Here is a 19,130-nt window from a genome sequence, read left to right as displayed (position 1 = left end):
CTCAGCTCAACACCGTCTGGATCGTCGTGAACTCCTTCAGCCCCTCGGCACCGAATTCGACGCCGATGCCGGATTGTTTGACGCCGCCGAAGGGCGCGTTGGGCTGGATCGCGCCGTGCTTGTTGATCCAGACCGAACCGCATTCGAGCTGCATCGCATAGCGCTTCGCCTTTTCGACATCGGCAGACCAGACCGAGCCGCCGAGGCCGGCCGGATTCTGATTGGCGCGGGCGATCACCTCGTCGAGATCGCTGTAGCGGATGATCGGCAAGGCCGGACCGAACTGCTCCTCATCGACCAGCCGCACGCCGTGGTCGACATCGGCAACGAGGGTGATCGGATAGAAATAACCGGGCCGTTCCAGCGGCGCGCCGCCGGTCAGGACACGGCCACCACGGGCGCGCGCATCGTCGACGAGTTCGCGTACCTTGTTGAGCTGCATCTCGTTCTGCACCGGGCCGAGAATGCTTGCCTCATCCAGGCCGTCACCGACGACGATCTTGGCGGTGTAGTCGGCAAGGCCCCGGCAGACCTCCTCATAAATGCTGTCATGCACATAGAGGCGTTTCAGTGCGGCGCAGGTCTGGCCGTTATTGATGAAGGCGCCCCAGAACAGGCCCTCGACGATGGCCTTCGGGTCGGCGTCGGGCAGCACGATGCCCGCATCGTTGCCGCCGAGCTCCAGCGTCAGCCTCTTCAGGGTGGCCACCGCCGAGGCCATGATTTTCTTGCCGGTCTCGGTCGAGCCGGTGAAGGTCATCTTGGCAATGCCGGGATGGGCGGAAAGGGCGGCACCAATGCTGTTTTCGCCGGTGATCACGTTGACGACGCCGGGCGGCAGCACCTCGTTGATGATCTCGACGAGACGGATGGTCGAGAGCGGCGTCAGCGGCGACGGTTTGATGACGACGGTATTGCCGGCACGCACCGCCGGCATGATGTGCCAGCAGGCGATCATCACGGGCCAGTTCCAGGGCGTGATCGAGCCCACCACGCCGATCGGCTTGCGATGCAGCTCGACGCGGCCCTCATGATCGTCCTGCAGGATCTCGACGGGCAGGTCGAGTTCGGCCGTATGCCGTGTCCAGGCAAGCGCGCCGCCGATTTCGAAGCGGGATCCGAGGCCGTTGAGCGGCTTGCCCTGCTCCCGGGTGAGGATCTGCGCCAGCTCTTCGGCATGCTCGCTGATCTTTTCCGCAATTGCCCGGCAAGCCCCTGCGCGTTCTTCGTTCGACGTCGCCGACCAGCCTTTGAAAGCTGCTGCTGCGGCGGCAACGGCCTGGTCGAGATCGGCTTCCCGAGCAAGCGGCATGTAGCCGACGATTTCGCCGTTCGACGGATTGGTAACCGCCGCATGGTGGGTTATGGCGACAGTTTCGCCACCGATGAGCAGGGTATACTGCTTCACGATATTCTCCTCCGTAAGATCGAGGAGAATTATGACTTTCGCCGGAAAAGGCGTCTTGGGGAGAAACGCGCGCCGTCTTGGACGGAAGCGCAAACTGCGCGTCAGGCCATCTTTGGCGCCGGTTCGCCGGCGCGAAGCAGCTCGCTCGGGGCGCAATCGAACAGGTCCTTGAAGCTGCGATTAAAATAGGAAATGTCGTTGAAGCCGGCCGAATAGGCGACTTCGGCGATGGTTGTGGCGTTGCGCTGCTCCTTCAGCTGCTCGATCTTTTCCCGCGCGAAGCGCAGCCGCTTGTCGCGAATAACGGTCGTGCAGGTCATGCCCATTCCCTGGAAATCCTGCTGCAGCGTGCGGATCGACACGCCGAGCCTCGTCGCCAGCCATTTGGCGCTGAGATCGCTCTCGGTCAGGTGCTTGTCGATCAGGATATCGACCATCTGCATGCGCCGGCCGGCGCTCTCATGCAGGGAATTCAGGCTTGCCGGCTCGATGTCGGTCGACAGAAATGCCTGGCGCGTCGTGTCGAACATCAATTGGCGCAGATGCGGAGAAGCCGCCTCGCTTTCCGGCGTCGTCATCATCTTGGCGATCAGCGCCCGCAGCATCATCGCCATCGGATCGCTTGCCACAAGCTTGCGAGCGACGTCGAAATCCACCTTGCGCTCCGAATACATCAATTGCCGCGGCAGATGCAGGGAGAGATGGTTGGAAAAGTGGCCGCGAAAATGGAATGTGGTCGGCCGGGTGGAATCGACCAGAATGCATTCGCCGACGTCAAGAATGTTCTGCTGGCCGGAGTGTTCCACCCCGCAGGCACCCTCGAGCTGCAGGATCAGGAACAGATGCTCGTGCGCATCCCGGCGAATATCGTCCCAGCCACGATGGACGTAATCGAGATCGTTGGAGACATGGGCAAACTCCATGCCGCAGACGTCGATGCGGCTCGCTGTGCCTATCACCTTGTCGCCGCGCTCCATCGTATGCGGGTTGAAATTGCCGCAGATGCTGTGGAGATCATCCACCCATTGATCGTAAGGTGTCGGCGACCAGGTCCGATCGACAAGGCTGCGGTTCTGCAACAGGTCCAACTCTGCCTCCCAACAGTGTCAGCATCGTTCGAGACTGCTACAGGTCGGCTCGGCCGTCAATCGTATCTTTAACACATTAATTAACGGCCGATGCGAGGACGCGTCATTCCTCGCTGCTCGGCACGCCTTCCAGCTTCAACGCGGCCAACTCGTCGAGCATGTCAAGCAATTGCTCGACCCGATCGGTACCGAAACGCGCGCCGATATCGGCATAGACCTTGAGGCTCTCCGGCATGACTTCATCGACGGTTGCCTGCCCTGCAGGCGTAATCCGCAACAGCACCCGCCGGCCGTCGGCCTTGTCCTTGTGCTTGGTGATGAAACCACGCTCCTCCAGCGAGCGGATCATACGCGTCAGGCTTGGCGCCAGGATCGAGGCCTTGTCGGCCACTTCGCTTGCATCGAGCGTTCCGGCTTCGGACAGCACACGGATGACCCGCCATTGCTGCTCGGTGACGTCATGAGCAGCAATGATCGGCCGAAAATGGCTCATCACCGCTTCGCGGGCGCGCAAAAGCCCAATCGCCAGGGATCTCCGGCGCTCCTGCGGCCGGCTCATCGGTGAGGATGGTATTTCGACTTGATTTTGCTGCCTGTTGCTCATTCTGATCCTGACCGCGCACTCGTTGAATATCGGATTCTTCGCGAAATGAACAGTCGACGGAAAATCACAAGGCAACTAGTTAACACGGAAACGACCAAGTGCCACCCCTTTCACTAAGAGCCTTTGCTGTGGCAGAGTCTCAGGGGTAGGAGTGGGCGTGCAACTGTTGCTATCGGAAGAGGAAGCGCCGTCGCGGCGATTGATGTGAGACTTCTCAATAGACCACCACGCCGCGGATGCTTTCGCCCTGATGCATCAGCTCGAAGCCCTTGTTGATGTCGTCGAGCGGCATCGTATGGGTGATCATCGGATCGATCTGGATCTTGCCCTGCATGTACCAGTCGACGATCTTCGGAACGTCGGTGCGGCCACGCGCGCCGCCGAAGGCGGTGCCCATCCAGTTGCGGCCGGTGACCAGCTGGAACGGCCGCGTCGAGATCTCCTGGCCGGCGCCGGCCACCCCGATGATGACCGATTTGCCCCAGCCGCGGTGGCTGGCTTCCAGCGCCTGGCGCATCACCTTGGTGTTGCCGGTGCAGTCGAAGGTGTAGTCGGCGCCGCCGATCAGGTCGCCGTTGCGCTTGGTCATGTTGACCAGATAGGGAACGATGTCGTCGCCGACCTCCTTCGGATTGACGAAATGCGTCATGCCGAACTTCTCGCCCCATTCCTTGCGATCCGGGTTGATGTCGACGCCGATGATCATGTCGGCGCCGGCAAGGCGCAGGCCCTGCAGCACGTTGAGGCCGATGCCGCCGAGACCGAAGACGATCGCGGTCGATCCGATCTCGACCTTGGCGGTGTTGATGACGGCGCCGATGCCTGTGGTGACGCCGCAGCCGATGTAGCAGACCTTGTCGAACGGCGCGTCGGGATTGATCTTGGCGAGCGCGATCTCCGGCAGCACGGTGTAATTGGCGAAGGTCGAGCAGCCCATATAGTGATGGATCTTGTCCTTGCCGATCGAGAAACGCGAGGTGCCATCCGGCATCAGACCCTGGCCCTGGGTCGAGCGGATCGCGGTGCAGAGATTGGTCTTGCGGGAAAGGCAGGAATAACATTCGCGGCATTCCGGCGTGTAGAGCGGGATGACATGGTCGCCCTTCTTGACCGAGGTGACGCCGGGGCCGACATCGACGACGACGCCCGCACCCTCATGGCCGAGGATGGCCGGAAACAGGCCTTCCGGATCGGCGCCCGAGAGCGTGAAGTCGTCGGTGTGGCAGATGCCGGTCGCCTTGACCTCGACCAGCACCTCGCCGGCCTTCGGCCCTTCCAGCTGCACGGTCATCACTTCAAGCGGTTTGCCGGCCTGAACGGCTACGGCGGCGCGAACGTCCATAAGGTATCTCCGAATTTTTGAATAAGTCAGGGTTCAGTGGTGAGCTTGGACCACAAATCGCGGGCGTATCGCTGCAGCATAAGCGCCTCCTCCCAACGATCGGTGGAGTCTTCTCCGTCGCGGCCTGTGATCGCGTATGGTTTCGGGCCGAGTTCGCAGACAAAGGCGAGACTGTCGCTCGCGGCAGCGCGCTTTCGCCAACTCCGAAAGCCGTATTCCCACCAGCCCAGAAAGAGATCGACGCAAGGCCGATGATGCGGGTATGAGATTTCTATCTGCACCTGCTCTCGCGAAGCCACGCGCCCGTGGAATGCCCAGGAGCTGTCGAGGATTCGATGGATCATGCCATGGTTCTCTTCCGACACGGGCCAGGCAAATTCGCGGCCGACCAGGAAGTGCGAGATATCGCCCAACAACCGCAAATCCGGCAGTCGATCCAGCAAGTCGAGTGTGAAGAAGAGGTCGGTCGTCATTCGATCGCGATGCGTCTCGATGAAGACCGGAATCCCCGCGTCCTCCCCCAGCCGCTGCCAGCCTTCCAGCAGTGGCAGACAGTCGTCGATCCGACGCAAGCAGATGTCTGGCTGAAGGCAGATGTGGTGAACACCGAACTCGGCGGCGTTTTCGAGGACCGGCTTGAGGTCATCTACGGTCTTCGGGAAGCACTGACCTTCGGCCCGGAGGCCATGGTGGCTCAGGAGTGCGTGAAGGCGCCGCACATATTCCCGATCGTTCCAATGCGCGCTCACTCCGTCGAAGCCCGCTTCAGCAATTTGGCTGATGCTCTCCTCAAGGGTGGGGTCAGTGCGCCTGCTGCTGCGCAGTTCCATCGCCCAGAGCGATTGAAAGACCAGTAGTGACTGCATTTGTCTAATATCCAGGCAAGAATTTAGGGCCGCATCAGGCGGCTCGCGCGCTTCTCAGAAGAGCTTTAAGGTTGAAGGTGGGGTCGGCCAGGGCTTCCGGGTCGGGGTTGATCCCCGCGGCAATCAACATCTCGGCCAATTTGATGTCCTTGGCCAAGCCATTGCCGATGCCGAGGCTGGCCGCAGCGACAAGACGCCCGTCATCAAGGTAGAATTCCAATTCGCCCTCGCCGGACGTCCGCACGACGCTCTGATGCCCGGGCAGCGGCAGACCCGCCACCTGCAACCCGAGATCATACTGATCAGACCAGAACCAAGGGATGGCGGTGAAAGCGCCCTCGCCGCCAGCCATGTTGCGGGACGCAGTTTCCGCTTGGCTGCGGGCATTCCGCCAGCTTTCGAACCGGATATGTCCTCCGCCCGGCTGAGCCACCGCAGCGCAATCACCTGCCGCGAAAATATTCGGGTCGCTCGTGCGCAGGCAATCGTCGGTCAGGATGCCGTTTCCTATCGCGAGCCCCGCCGTTTCCGCGAGCGCCACATCCGGCTGGACGCCGATAGCTGCGACAACGACGTCGGCCGGCACCGCGTCGCCATTGGCGAGAACAACGGCGTCGTCAGTGATTTCGGCCACGCCCTGGCCAAGATGGAATGCGACGCCTTCATCCTGATGCCTGGCGTGGAGTTTAGCTGCAAAGCGCGGGGGGACTGCGCGTCCCAGCGGCTTCGGCGCAGCTTCGATGACGCTGACGGCACTGCCTTTTCCGCGCAGCACGGCTGCAAGCTCCATTCCGATCAGGCCGCCGCCGATAATTGCGATTTTTTTGCCGGCGTCCCCACGAGAGAAGACACTTGCTGCGTCCGCATAGGTGCGGAAGTCGAATGCGCGCTCCGCCCCAGGGCATGTCAGTCGCCGCGGACGGGCGCCGGTGGCGAGCAGAAGCTTGTCATAGGGGAGCGTCCGGCCATCGCTCAAAACGACGGATTGCACCTGTGCATCCAGCCTCGACGCCGAAACGCCTTGAACATATTCGATTCCCGCCGCGTGTAGTGCTTCGGAGCCGCAGATCGGCTTCATCTGCACCGTGCCATTCAATGGCTTCGAGAGCGGCGGCCGCTCGTAAGGCAAGTGCGGTTCCGTGCCGACCAGCGTGACGTTGCCGGAAAATCCCGTTTCTCGCAGCGCGAAGGCTGCGCGCGTGCCGGCTTCTCCCGCGCCGACGATGACGATTCCGTCCATAGGTTGCTCCAGGAAAAGGTGGCCGGCGCTCGTGAGGAGGAGACGCCGGCCGGGGAGGATCAGTTCTTCTTGGCGTATTCGGTCATGTTCTTTGGCGTGACCAGCTCGAACGGAACCCAAACCTCCTTATCGACGCTGTTGCCATGGGCAAGGGCGACGGCTGCATCCACGGCACTTGCCGACTGCGCCTTGGCGTTCTGGAACACAGTCGCGTCGAGGTCGCCTGCGGCCATGGCGATGAGAGCATCCTGTGTCGCATCGATGCCGACGACGATGACGTCATCCATCGACACGCTTGCAGCTTTCAAGGCCTGGATCGCACCGAGCGCCATTTCGTCGTTGTTGGCGAAGACGACGTCGATCGGCCGACCTGCGGTGATCCAATTCGTCGTCAGATCCATCGCGTTCGTCCGGGTCCAGGCAGCAGACTGCTCATCGGCGATGGTCACGCCTTTGCAATCGCCAGCCGCCAATGTCTCCTTGAAGGATGATGTGCGGTCGCGCGAGGCCTGATGGGCGAGATCACCCATAAGAATGTAGACCTGTGCGTCGTTCGCCTTTCCCTTCTTTTTCAGCAGATCGCAGGCGGCTTCGGCGCCGAGCCTGCCGGAGTCGGTTTCCTTCGAACCGACATAGGCCTGTTTTTCCGGCAGCTTGTCGATATTTTCCGGCGCGAGGTTGAGGTAGACAAGCGGAATTCCTGCATTCTTCGCTGCCGCGCTGCCGCGCTGCCGCGCTGCCGCGCTGCCGCGCTGATGCCGGTGGCCGCTGATGTATCGGCGAGCGTCATGATGATCGCATCCACGCCCGACGCGATGAAATTGTCCACCTGGCTGCGCTGTTTGGAAACGTCGGTCTGTGCATCCTCGATCTGAAGTTTGACGCCGTTCAGCGCGGACGCCCGTGCCTGAAGCCCCTCGCGCAGCAGTGTCTGGAAATTGTTGTCGAAACTCTGCATGGACACGCCGATCGTCTCGGCCGAGGCAGCAGTCGTCGTCAGGGCGGCCAGAACGGCCGCCACACAGATTGATTTCATGTCATCCTCCCAAAGGGCGCCGGGCCGCCCGATCCGTTCCGGAGGCCACTCGGCCTGCCTATGTCGCGGGCTCAGATCAGAGCCACGCGAACCTCGCCATCGACCACTTCGGCCGGATAAGTCTTAAGGTTCTCGCAGGCCGGAAGTCTCAGGGCCTCGCCGGTGCGATAGTCGAAGGCGCCGGAATGCTTGGGGCATTCCACCTCGAAATCCATGACCAATCCGTCCGCGAGATGGATCGCCTCGTGGGTGCAGAGCCCCGCGGTGCAATAGACGCTGTCATCCGGCCCGCGGTAGACCGCGTAGGTGCGCCCGCCATGGTCGAAGCGGATGGCTCCCTCCTGCTCGATGTCGTCAAGCTTGCCAGCTGAAACCCAGGTCATTCGGCTGCTCCTCCCATTTCTACGCGAGCTTTGCGGGCGGCGAGTTTTTCCTTCCGCCTGCGGTAGCGTTCCTGCATCTGCGCTTCGCCTTCGGGCGAGCCGTCGTGCCAGGTGCCGAACCACTTATCGAGCGGGATCAGAGCGTCGCCGTAGTTCACCTCGAAGTACTTGTGGTGGAGGTAATGCGCATAGGCGTGGCTATCGACCAGTCTGTCTTCGCCGATCTCGACCTTATCGAAGCCGACATGGCCTGGAATGGCTCCGAAACCGGCATAATGCAGCTGGTAGAGCATGATGATCGGGTTGGAGGGCAGGATCAGGTGATAGAAAGCCGTTCCGAAATAGAGCAGATGCTCGACCGGATGCATCGACAGCGACGACCAGGGCGAAGGGTTGACCGAATTATGGTGAACCGAGTGAACCCACTTGTAGAGAAGCGGCGTGTGGATGAGCCGGTGAATGCAGAAGAAGTGAAACTCGTGGATGATCGGCACCACGAGCGCGACAACTGCCAGCGTCCACGGATTTTCCGCGAAGCTGAGCCAGGGTGCGTAGCCGTTGGCATAGGCCCAGAGCATTCCGGCCTCGACCGCGGTCCAGATGGTGACGCCAGACAGGAAGGTTCGCAAAATATTGTCGAGATTCTGGCTTTCGAACCAGAACGCCTTGCTCTTCTGCCCGGCCGGGAACTTGCCATTGTATTTGAAGCGATTTTCCTGGCGCTTCAGGATGTAAAGATGGAGTTCGAAGGCGCCGTAGAACAGAAACACGCAGATCGCATTGACTGCGTACAGCCAGGCGATCCAGCCGAAGCCGATCATCTGCATCGTCTCAATCGGCGGAATGACCCATGCCCAATAGGCGACAGCTGAGGCAGCGAAGATCATGTTCCAGGGAAAAAAGTAATGCGGCAACCACTTCAGAATTGCCAGCAGCCGCGTGGGAAACAGAAAAAGCGGTGCGTTTTGAACGGGCTGGTTCGGCGCCCAGTCTCCGCGCTTGTTGCGCGTTCCATACTGCAGGTCGTCCATTATGGCCTCCTCGCGGTGGATCCCGTCTCGCCGCGCCCATGAATTGGTGTTGGAGAGCGCTCTGCGCGCCTTTGTCCAATGTCGCTCGGTTTCGGCGCTCCGGCTCTCCTGCCTGACACAGAGATAACAGGCGGCCTGCCGGATACCGAGGGCATTCTTGATCTAATTAGATCAAAGCGCTTCTTTGGTGGTGAAGCGAATAAGAGCCTGATCCGGCTTGATACGGGTCAGGCCGGTGCGTGCAGAAGCAGATCCAGCGCAAAGCGGAATTGGGCTTTCGGCGCCTGATCAAGCCACATCGCCGATTGACGACCGCTCGGCTGCCGGTTTGATTTCAACCCTGGGAGCAAAGCGATTGGGCCGGCTCGCGAGATTCCCGTTTTTGTTATAGTTGACAGTTATATGATAAGTGACATATACGAAAATGGTCAAGCCAAATGTTGACGCCGCCCTCCTGGAGGGGTGAAGCTGGACATGGCGGCCGCTCCGATCGCAGGGCGCGGCCGGCACCTGAAACGGGAAGTGGGGAACAACACGGTGAACATCACGCCACGCAACTGCCGGGTCGGGGTCGATATCGGCGGCACGTTTACTGACATAGCGCTCGATCTCGACGGCGCGCTTCACTCGACGAAAGTCCTGACGGACTACACCGCTCCGGAGCGGGCTATTCTGAAAGGCGTGAAGGCCGTTGCCGAGACGGCGGGCATTGCGCTGTCGGAGATCGGCATTCTCATCCATGGAACGACGCTTGCCACCAACGCCCTGATCGAGCGGCGCGGCGCAAGGACCGCGTTCGTCACGACCGAAGGTTTCCGCGACGTCCTCGAAATGCGCACCGAAAATCGTTTCGAACAATACGACCTCAACATATCGCTGCCGCCCGCGCTCATCGCCCGTGCCGACCGCCTCGTCGTGCGTGAGCGCATCGATGCCACCGGCCGCGTGCTGCTCCCGCTCGACGAGGCCTCGGTCGCTGCTGCGGTCGAGACGATCGCCGAGGGAGAGTATGAAAGCGTCGCGATCGGCTTCATCCATGCCTATGCGAACGGCGCCCACGAAGCGGCTGTCCGCAATGCCATCCTCAAGCGTCTTCCGAATATGTCGGTGTCGATCTCGTCCGAAGTTTCGCCGCAGATGCGCGAGTTCGAGCGCTTCAACACCGTCTGCGCCAATGCCTATGTCAAGCCGGCGATCAAATCCTATCTCGATCGTTTCGTCGTCTCGCTGAAGGAGGTCGGCGTCGGCTGCCCCGTCTTCATGATCCATTCGGGCGGCGGCATCGTCTCGGTCGAAAGCGCCTCCGAATTTCCCGTCCGCCTCGTCGAGTCAGGCCCTGCGGGCGGGGCCATCTTCGCGGCGGACATCGCGCGCCGGCATGGCCTGGACGCGGTGCTCTCCTTCGACATGGGTGGCACGACGGCAAAGATCTGCCTGATCGAGAACCAGGTGCCGAAGACGGCGAAGACCTTCGAAGTCGCGCGCACCTACCGCTTCCGCAAAGGCTCCGGCATGCCGATCTCCATTCCCGTCGTCGAGATGGTCGAGATCGGCGCCGGCGGCGGCTCCATCGCTTCGGTCGACGGCATGCGCCAGATCCGCGTCGGCCCGCATTCGGCGGCCTCCGAACCTGGGCCGGCCTGCTACCAGCGCGGCGGCAAGAACCCGACCGTGACCGATGCCGATCTCATCCTCGGCAAGCTCGACCCGGAGAATTTCGCCGGAGGCGCCATCCCGCTTTCTGTTGACGCAAGCCGCAGGGCCATGCGTGACGACATCGGCGCCATCATCGGCCTTGATCCCGAGGCCGCCGCCTACGGCACCTGCGAAATGGTCGACGAGAACATGGCCAATGCCGGCCGGGTGCATACCGTCGAGAACGGCAAGGATATCTCCGATTTCACCATGATCACCTTCGGCGGCGCCGGGCCGCTGCATGCGGCTCGCCTCTGCGAGAAGATGGGCATCTCCACCTTCCTCGTTCCGCCGGGCGCCGGCGTCGGCTCGGCCATCGGCTTCCTCAAGGCGCCGTTCGGCTACGAAGCGGTGCGCAGTTCGGTCTTCAACCTTTCGAACTTTGATTTCGCCGAAGCCAACCGTCTTCTCGACGCCATGAAGTCCGAGGCGATCGGCTTCGTGGAAGGCGGGCTCGAAACCGGTGCGCCCGTCATCGAGCGGACGCTCTTCATGCGCTACGCCGGCCAGGGCTGGGACATTCCGGTGCCGCTGGAGGCCGATCGTTTCGACGCGGCGAGCGCAGATGGGATCGCTAGCGCCTTCCAGGCCGAATATGAACGGTTTTTCGGCCGGGCGATCGAAGGGCTCGACGTCGAGATCGTCAGCTGGTCGGTCAAGGCAGCCTCTCCGCTTCCGCCGGTGGCACGCGTGGCCTCCATCGCCGAAGGCGGCACCGTTTCGCCGCGCCAGCGCCGGCGCCTGTTCGAGGCCGCGCAGGGCGCCTATCTCGACGCGGGGATCCATGAGCGGCAGGATCTGAAGCCGGGCGACGTCGTCGCCGGCCCGGCCGTCATCGTCGAGCGTGAAACCTCGTCGGTCCTGACATCCTCGTTCAAGGCGATCGTCCAGAACGACGGCTGCCTCCTCGTTACCAGGCAGTAAGGAGCTCCACCATGAACCAGTCCATGATCGATATTCACATGCAGGTCATGTGGAACCGCCTGATCTCGGTGGTCGAGGAACAGGCTCAGACGCTGATCCGCACCGCCTTCTCCACCTCGGTGCGCGAGGCGGGCGACCTGTCGGCCGGCGTCTTCGACCTCGAAGGCCGCATGCTGGCGCAGGCCGTCACCGGCACGCCGGGCCACGTCAACGCCATGGCGGAATCCGTCGCCCACTTCATCCACGACATCGGTCCCGAGAATATCTTCGAGGGCGACGTCTACATCACCAACGACCCCTGGAAGGGTACGGGACATCTGCACGACATCACCGTCGTCACCCCTTCCTTCCACCACGGCAGGCTTGTCGGTTACTTCGCCTCGACCGCGCATGTGGTCGACGTCGGCGGTCGCGGCTTCGGCCCCGATGCGCGCGAGGTCTACGAGGAAGGCATCTTCATCCCGATCATGAAGTTCTTCGAGCGCGGGGAGCTGAATCGGACGCTCATCCATATCGTCAGGAACAATGTGCGCGAAAGCGATAAGGTCGTCGGCGACTTTCATGCACTTGCGGCCTGTAACGAGACCGGGCATCGCCGCCTGATCGACATGCTGACGGAGTTCAATCTCGAAGACCTGTCGATGATCGGCGGCTTCATCCTCAAACACAGCCGCGAAGCGACGCTGGAGCGGCTCAGAAACCTGCCGCACGGCTCGTGGAGCTACAGCCTCGATCTCGATGGCTACGACGAACCGGTCCATCTCGCGGCAAAGCTCAGCATCGGGTCTGACGGCGTCGTCGTCGACTTCGACGGCACGTCCGGCATGAGCAAGTTCGGCATCAACGTTCCCCTTGTCTATGCCAAGGCCTATGCTTGCTACGGCATCAAATGCGTCGTCGCGCCTGACATTCCCAACAATGCGGCCTCCCTCGCGCCGTTCGAAGTCACCGCTCCCGAGGGCTGCATTCTCAACGCCAAACGCCCGGCCCCGGTCGCCGTCCGTCACGTCCTCGGTCACTTCGTGCCCGATCTGGTGCTCGGCGCCCTGCATCAGGCGCTGCCCGGCCAGGTGCCGGCGGAAGGCGCCAGCGCGCTCTGGAATCTGCACATGAGCGTCCGCCCGCTTGCCGGCAACGACGCCAGGGGTGCCGAAATCCTGATGTTCAATTCGGGCGGTTCCGGCGCGCGCACATCGCTCGACGGCCTGAACGCGACAGCCTTCCCGAGCGGCGTGCACACCATGCCGATCGAGGCGACGGAAAACGTCGGCCCGGTCATCGTCTGGCGTAAGGAGCTGCGCGAAGGTTCGGGCGGCGCCGGCGCGCAGCGCGGCGGTCTCGGCCAGATGATCGAGATCGAAGCGGCCGAAGGCTTCAGCTTCCGCTTCTCGGCGATGTTCGACCGCATCGGCCATCCCGCGCGCGGCCGCGACGGCGGGCTTGAAGGTGCTGCCGGCGGCGTGGCGCTCGACGACGGCACCGTCTTGAAGGGCAAGGGACTGCAGTTCGTTCCGGAGGGACGTCGCCTGGTTCTCTCGCTGCCCGGCGGCGGAGGCTATGGGGAGCCGGGCCTTCGCCCGGCCGAGGCCGTCGAGCACGATCTGAAGCACGGTTACATCACTCCGGAACAGGCCGGGCTCTATGCCAAGACGGGAGACAAGGCATGAACATGATCAAGTTTGAAAGCACGCGGGTCGCCTCTATCAAGTCGTCGCCCTCCATGGCCGTATCGATGGCCGCCAAGGCGATGAGAGCCAAGGGCGAGAACGTCATCGACCTCTCGCTCGGCGAGCCCGACTTCGAAACACCGGATCATGTCGTCGAGGCTGCCGTTGAAGCGATGCGCAAGGGCCTGACGCGGTACACGGCCCCGAACGGCCTGCCCGAGCTTCGCCAGGCGATCGTCGCAAAATTCAAAAGAGAGAACGGCCTCGATTATGCTGAGGACGAGATCTCCATCGGCAACGGCGCCAAGCAGATCCTGTTCAACGCCTTCCTCGGAACGCTGGAACCCGGCGACGAAGTCATCGTGCCCGCGCCCTACTGGGTCTCCTACACGGATATCGTCATCCTGCATGGCGGCACTCCGAAGATCGTCCAGTGCGGCGTCGAGGACGCGTTCAAGATCACGCCGGAGCGGCTGGAAGCGGCGATTACGCCGCGCACGCGCTGGTTCCTGTTCAATTCGCCGTCCAATCCGACCGGTGCAATCTATACGGCCGACGAACTCAAGGCGCTCGGCGAGGTGCTGGCGCGCCATCCGCGCGTCGCCATCATGTCCGACGAGATCTACGAGCATATCGTCTGCGCCGACGTGCCCTTCACCTCGTTTGCGATCGCCTGCCCCGACCTGAAGGACCGCACGCTTCTCATCAACGGCGTGTCCAAGGCCTATGCCATGACCGGCTGGCGCCTCGGCTACGCGGCCGGGCCGAAGGAGCTGACGAAGGTGCTGAACAAGCTTCAGTCGCAGAGCACCACCTGCCCCTCGTCGATCACGCAGTATGCCGCAGCGGCGGCGCTCAACGGCCCGCAGGACTTCGTCACGACAGCAGTTGCGGAGTACAGGGCGCGCGGCGAGCTCGTCGCCCGCGGCTTCTTGGCCATTCCGGGCCTGGAGGTTCGCGCACCCGAAGGCGCCTTCTACCTGTTTCCGAAATGCACCGGCTATATCGGCAGGACCGCGCCTGACGGCAGCCGGATTGCCAACGACACGGAACTCGCCTCCTATCTCCTGAAAGAGGGCAAGGTGGCGACCGTTCCGGGTGCTGCCTTCGGCGTCGAGCCCTATATCCGTCTTTCCTTCGCCACCTCGCGCGACAATCTTTCCATTGCGATCGAGCGCACGGCCGACGCACTCGCCAAACTGCGATAGGAGGACGTTATTCCATGACCGACTACAACCGCACACTTTTGACCGGCGCCGCAGGTGCGCTCGGAACACAGCTTCGTCAATCCGGAACCAGGCTCGGAAAGATCGTCCGTCTTTCCGCGCGTTCGCCGATCAAGGACCTCGCGTCTCACGAAGAGGATTTTCCTGCCGACCTTACCGATTTCGAAGCGGTGTCGCGCGCGGTCGAAGGCTGCGATGCGATCATCCACATGGGCGGACAGGGGCTCGAGGCGGCGTGGAAGACCATCCTCGACGCCAATATCGCCGGCAGCTACAACATCTATGAAGCGGCCCGCCGGCACGGCGTGAAACGCATCGTCTATGCGAGCTCGGTTCACGCGATCGGCTTCTACGAGCGAAACGAGACCATCGACGGCAACGTGCCGACACGCCCCGACAGCCTCTACGGCGTATCGAAGACCTTCGTCGAAAACCTCGCGCGTTATTACTTCGACAAGTTCGGAATTGAGACGGTCAGCCTGCGCATCGGTTCGTCCTTCCCGGAGCCGACCGACCGGCGCCACCTCATCACCTGGCTTTCCTACCGCGACTGCCGCCAGCTCGTCGAAAAAAGCCTGTCGGCGGAGCGCGTCGGCTTCATGGTTGCCTACGGCATGTCGAACAACAGCCAGGCCTTCTGGGACAACCGCACCGCAGCTTCGCTCGGCTATCGCCCGCAAGACAGCGCCGACGACTACGCCGAAAAGGTCTTTGCCAAGACGAAGCAGGGCAATCCGAACGATCCCGCCGTCCGATTCCAGGGTGGAAGCTTCGCCGCGGCCGGTCACTATGAAGACGAGAAGAAGTGAGACGCCGCCATGCCAGCTTCCAAATCGTCGTATGACGTGATCATCGTGGGCGGTGCCGTCGTCGGTAGTTCGACGGCGTATTTCCTCGCCACCAATCCGGAATTCAAAGGGTCGGTTCTCGTCATCGAGAAGGACTGGACCTACCGGCGAGCGGCGACCGCTCTTTCGTCCAGTTCCATCCGCCATCAATTCTCGAATGCGATCAACGTCAAGGTTTCGCAGTTCGGGACCGAGTTCATTCGAAATTTTAAGGAAAATGTCCGGGTCGACGACGACACGCCGGAGATCGGCTTCCATGAGGTCGGATATCTTTTTCTCGCCGGCGACGAACGAGGCGAACAGGTCCTGCGCCGCAATCATGAGACCCAGGTCGCCTGCGGTGCCGAGGTGACGCTGCTCGATCCGGAGGGTCTCGGCCGTCGCTTCCCCTGGCTGAACCTCGAAGGTCTTGTGCTCGGCAGCACGGGCGAGCGCGGCGAGGGGTGGTTCGACAGCGTCGGGCTGCTGCAGGGTTTCCGCAAGAAAGCCCGTTCCCTCGGCGTCGAATATATCGAGGACGAGGTCGTGGCGGTGAACCGCGAGGGCGACCGCATTGTCTCCGTGATCACCAGAAGCGGCCAGACAATCGGCTGCGGCACGATGGTGAACACGTCAGGTACCAACGGCAGGAACGTTGCGCGGATGGCCGGGCTCGACATTCCCATCGAGCCGCGTCGGCGGTCGCTCTTCGTCGTTGATTGCCGGACGCCGTTGGAAGGCAAGGTCGGCCTGACCATCGATCCGACTGGTGTGTTCTTCCGGCCCGAAGGCAAGTTCTACCTCGTGGCCACCTATCCCAAGCACGATCCGGAGGTCGATCCCAATGATTTCGATGTCATGCATGCCGAATTCGACGACGAAATCTGGCCGACGCTTGCCAACCGGGTCCCCGCATTCGAGGCGATCAAGGTCGTCAATTCCTGGGCCGGGCACTATGATTACTGCGTGCTGGACCACAATGTGGTGCTGGGTCCCCACACCGAGGTCGGCAATTTCCTCTTTGCCAACGGCTTCAGCGGTCATGGGTTGCAGCAGTCGCCTGCCATGGGCCGGGGTCTGAGCGAACTCATTACCTACGGGTCCTTCAAGACCCTGGACTTGTCGCCCTTCGGATACGAGCGGGTGGCCGCAAACCGCCCGTTCCTGGAAGACGCGGTGATCTAACAACAAGGCGGGGAATCCCATGAACAGCGAAATGACCAAACGAAGCGGCGGCCAGGTGCTGGTCGATGCGCTGCGCATCCATGGTGTGGACCGCGTCTTCGGCGTGCCGGGGGAAAGCTATCTTGCGGTGCTCGACGCGTTTCACGACGCCGAAAAGGCGATCGAGTTCGTCATCTGCCGCCAGGAGGGCGGTGCTGCCTACATGGCGGAAGCCTACGGCAAGCTGACGGGCAAGCCGGGGATCTGCTTCGTCACCCGCGGGCCGGGAGCGACCAACGCCTCGGTCGGCATCCATACCGCCTTCCAGGACTCGACGCCGATGATCCTGTTCATCGGCCAGGTGGCGCGCGATCAGATGGAACGGGAAGCCTTCCAGGAGATCGACTATCGCCGGATGTTCGGGCAGATGGCCAAGTGGGTCGTCGAGATCGAAGACGCGGCGCGCATCCCTGAACTGATCAGCCAGGCCTTCCACCGCGCCGTCAACGGCCGGCCGGGTCCTGTGGTGATCGCCCTGCCGGAAGACATGCTGACGGATATGGTCGAAGTTGCCGACACCCCCGCCTATAGACGCGTCGAGATCTATGCCGGCGAACCGCAGCTGGAAGAATTGCAGTCGCTTCTTGCGAAGGCGAAGCGTCCGCTCGCCATTGTCGGCGGTGGCGGCTGGACACAACAGGCCGTCGACGACCTGAAGACCTTTGCGGAGGCTTTCGACCTTCCCGTCGCAGCCTCGTTCCGCTGTCAGGACATGTTCGACAATACTCACCGCAATTATGCCGGCGATCTCGGCCTCGCCGCCGGTCCGAAGCTTATCCGGCATGTCAAGGATTGCGATCTCCTGATCTCGATCGGCGCGCGGCTCGGCGAGATGACGACCGGCGCCTATACCCTGATCGACATCCCGGTTCCGAAGCAGACCCTGGTGCACATTCATTCGGGGGCAGAGGAACTCGGCCGCGTCTATCACGCGGCTCTCGCCATCAATGCCAGCCCCGCCGGCTTCCTGTCGCAGGCCGCAAAGCTCAAGCCCGCATCGGCGCCGGCCTGGACGGAATGGACGAGATCCGCTCATGCGGATTATTTGGAAAACTTGAAGCATCCGCAGACGCCCGGCGACGTCCAGATGGGCGACGTCATGGAGTGGCTGCGCAAGCATCTGAAGTCCGATGCGATCCTGACCATGGGTGCCGGCAACTATACGGCATGGGCCCATCGCTTTTACCAGTACCGGACGTTCCGTTCCCAGCTCGGGCCCACCAACGGTTCGATGGGTTACGGCGTTCCAGCCGCGGTCGCCGCCAAGATCACCGCACCGGAACGCACCGTCGTTGCCTTTGCCGGTGACGGATGTTTCCTGATGAATGGCCAGGAGCTGGCGACTGCGATGCAGTACGATGCACGCGTCATTTTCCTCGTCATCAACAACGGCATGTACGGAACGATCCGCATGCACCAGGAGCGCAACTATCCGGGCCGCGTCTCCGGCACCCGGTTGACGAATCCCGATTTTGCTGCGCTCGCCAGGTCCTATGGGCTGCATGGAGAGACGGTCGAAAAGACCGAAGATTTCATGGGGGCGTTCGAACGAAGCGAGGCGTCGGGCAAGCCGGGGCTGATCGAAGTGCGGATCGATCCGGAAGCGCTGACGGTCAAGCAGACGCTTTCGCAGATCCGCGATCAGGCGATCGCTCAAGGCAGATGAGTTGGCAGGCCGTTTGATGCAACTATGGCCCGCATTGCCGTGCGGGCTCTTTCACTGCGAGGCGCCGCAGAATGATTTCGGCAGCCTCGAAGCTGACCGTGCCCTATTCCACCGTCTCGCTGCTTGCCGGCTCGTCGAGCAATGCGCGGTAGCGGTTCAGGCTCTCTTCCAGATGCGCCGCGATGGCGTTCTTCGCTCCTTTGGCGTCGCCCTGGGTGATCGCTGAGAGGATCGCCGCGTGCTCCTTGTTGATCTTCTTCAGATACCCCTGATAGGCGCGTGACGACTGACGGTGCTTGAGGACGAGTTCGAAGTTGATGCTCTCCATCACCGCTTCCAGAAAACTAGGAAAATGCGGGTTTCGCGTCGCCCGCGCGATCGCCAGATGGAAGTCGAAATCGGCACGCGCCTCGACTTCGGCGTCATCCGTCTCGAGCGTTTCGAGGTGGTCGTAGGCGCGGGCGATGCCGGCGAGCGCCTCAGGCGTGCGCCGTGTCGCGGCAAGGGCTGCGGCTTGCATTTCGACGCCCAGCCGCAGTTCGAGGATCTGCATGGCGGAGCGGATGTCTTCGACCCGGCTGATCTCGAAATTCAGGGTCTTGGCGTCCTTTTCGCTGACGAAAACGCCGGCCCCCTGGCGGGCGGTGACCCTGCCGCCGACCTTCAGCGACGTCAGCGCCTCGCGCACCACCGTTCGCGACACGCCGAACTCCTCGCAAAGCTGGGCGCTCGATGGTATTTTTTCTCCCGGCGCATATAATCCGGAGTCGATGCGCTCGCTGAGCTTGGCAACGACGATTTCTGCTAGGTTTCCGCGTTGCGTGATGATCGACAACTTATGCTCCGATTCTATGTTCCGGGCTAATTTAGCACATATCACATATCATGCCACCTGCCTGAGCC

Annotated in this window: 15 protein-coding genes and 1 pseudogene; 6 read left to right on the top strand and 10 right to left on the bottom strand. The window is 62.1% G+C overall.

The features are described from left to right. Position 1: 1 nt before the first annotated feature. The 9 genes and pseudogenes from RHEC894_RS29475 to RHEC894_RS29435 all read right to left on the bottom strand — a co-directional run bounded on the left by RHEC894_RS29475 (position 2) and on the right by RHEC894_RS29435 (position 8,998). Complete coding sequence (locus RHEC894_RS29475) at positions 2–1,408, bottom strand: aldehyde dehydrogenase family protein (RefSeq protein WP_085740231.1); 1,407 nt, start codon at positions 1,406–1,408, stop codon at positions 2–4. Positions 1,409–1,509: 101 nt separating this feature from the next. Continuing rightward, entirely contained in the window at positions 1,510–2,496 is a 987-nt protein-coding gene (locus RHEC894_RS29470; protein ID WP_085740230.1) for a helix-turn-helix domain-containing protein, read from the bottom strand. Between the two features lie 103 nt (positions 2,497–2,599). Further along, entirely contained in the window at positions 2,600–3,100 is a 501-nt protein-coding gene (hpaR, locus tag RHEC894_RS29465) for a homoprotocatechuate degradation operon regulator HpaR (RefSeq protein WP_085740229.1), read from the bottom strand. A 214-nt stretch (positions 3,101–3,314) separates the two neighbouring features. Further along, the gene (locus RHEC894_RS29460; RefSeq protein WP_085740228.1) at positions 3,315–4,442 is read right to left on the bottom strand and encodes an S-(hydroxymethyl)glutathione dehydrogenase/class III alcohol dehydrogenase; all 1,128 of its coding nucleotides are present in this window, start codon (positions 4,440–4,442) and stop codon (positions 3,315–3,317) included. Between the two features lie 26 nt (positions 4,443–4,468). Next, complete coding sequence (locus RHEC894_RS29455; RefSeq protein ID WP_085740227.1) at positions 4,469–5,308, bottom strand: TIM barrel protein; 840 nt, start codon at positions 5,306–5,308, stop codon at positions 4,469–4,471. A 34-nt stretch (positions 5,309–5,342) separates the two neighbouring features. After that, positions 5,343–6,548 (bottom strand): FAD-dependent oxidoreductase, encoded by a 1,206-nt coding sequence (locus RHEC894_RS29450; RefSeq protein WP_085740226.1) that lies wholly within the window; start codon positions 6,546–6,548, stop codon positions 5,343–5,345. A 59-nt stretch (positions 6,549–6,607) separates the two neighbouring features. Then, positions 6,608–7,584: pseudogene (locus RHEC894_RS29445) on the bottom strand (substrate-binding domain-containing protein). 71 nt (positions 7,585–7,655) lie between these two features. Continuing rightward, positions 7,656–7,967, bottom strand: a complete 312-nt coding sequence (locus RHEC894_RS29440; protein WP_085740225.1) for a MocE family 2Fe-2S type ferredoxin — start codon at positions 7,965–7,967, stop codon at positions 7,656–7,658. After that, positions 7,964–8,998: a sterol desaturase family protein gene (locus RHEC894_RS29435; RefSeq protein ID WP_085740224.1), complete on the bottom strand. Its 1,035-nt coding sequence runs from the start codon at positions 8,996–8,998 to the stop codon at positions 7,964–7,966. Before RHEC894_RS29435 ends, RHEC894_RS29440 begins: the two co-directional genes overlap by 4 nt. A gap of 474 nt (positions 8,999–9,472) precedes the next feature. On the opposite strand from RHEC894_RS29435, the gene RHEC894_RS29425 reads away from it, so the two are divergent. The 6 genes from RHEC894_RS29425 to RHEC894_RS29400 are packed head-to-tail and all read left to right on the top strand — an operon-like array spanning position 9,473 to position 18,227. Then, positions 9,473–11,617 (top strand): hydantoinase/oxoprolinase family protein, encoded by a 2,145-nt coding sequence (locus tag RHEC894_RS29425; RefSeq protein ID WP_085740222.1) that lies wholly within the window; start codon positions 9,473–9,475, stop codon positions 11,615–11,617. Positions 11,618–11,628: 11 nt separating this feature from the next. Beyond that, positions 11,629–13,284: a hydantoinase B/oxoprolinase family protein gene (locus tag RHEC894_RS29420; protein ID WP_085740221.1), complete on the top strand. Its 1,656-nt coding sequence runs from the start codon at positions 11,629–11,631 to the stop codon at positions 13,282–13,284. Further along, positions 13,281–14,492, top strand: coding sequence for a pyridoxal phosphate-dependent aminotransferase (locus tag RHEC894_RS29415; protein ID WP_010067212.1), 1,212 nt, complete (start codon positions 13,281–13,283; stop codon positions 14,490–14,492). Before RHEC894_RS29420 ends, RHEC894_RS29415 begins: the two co-directional genes overlap by 4 nt. A 14-nt stretch (positions 14,493–14,506) precedes the next feature. After that, entirely contained in the window at positions 14,507–15,319 is an 813-nt protein-coding gene (locus tag RHEC894_RS29410; RefSeq protein ID WP_085740220.1) for an NAD(P)-dependent oxidoreductase, read from the top strand. A gap of 9 nt (positions 15,320–15,328) precedes the next feature. Further along, positions 15,329–16,522: an FAD-binding oxidoreductase gene (locus RHEC894_RS29405; protein ID WP_085740219.1), complete on the top strand. Its 1,194-nt coding sequence runs from the start codon at positions 15,329–15,331 to the stop codon at positions 16,520–16,522. A gap of 19 nt (positions 16,523–16,541) precedes the next feature. Beyond that, the gene (locus RHEC894_RS29400; RefSeq protein ID WP_085740218.1) at positions 16,542–18,227 is read left to right on the top strand and encodes a thiamine pyrophosphate-binding protein; all 1,686 of its coding nucleotides are present in this window, start codon (positions 16,542–16,544) and stop codon (positions 18,225–18,227) included. Between the two features lie 103 nt (positions 18,228–18,330). On the opposite strand, the gene RHEC894_RS29395 is transcribed toward RHEC894_RS29400, so the two are convergent. Further along, positions 18,331–19,062 (bottom strand): FadR/GntR family transcriptional regulator, encoded by a 732-nt coding sequence (locus RHEC894_RS29395; protein WP_085740217.1) that lies wholly within the window; start codon positions 19,060–19,062, stop codon positions 18,331–18,333. Positions 19,063–19,130 lie beyond the last annotated feature (68 nt).

Origin of the sequence: Rhizobium sp. CIAT894 (assembly GCF_000172795.2) — a bacterium.
Classification (GTDB): domain Bacteria; phylum Pseudomonadota; class Alphaproteobacteria; order Rhizobiales; family Rhizobiaceae; genus Rhizobium.
The sequence above is the reverse complement of the archived record's forward strand: the minus strand, read 5'-3'. Positions and strand labels throughout refer to the sequence as shown.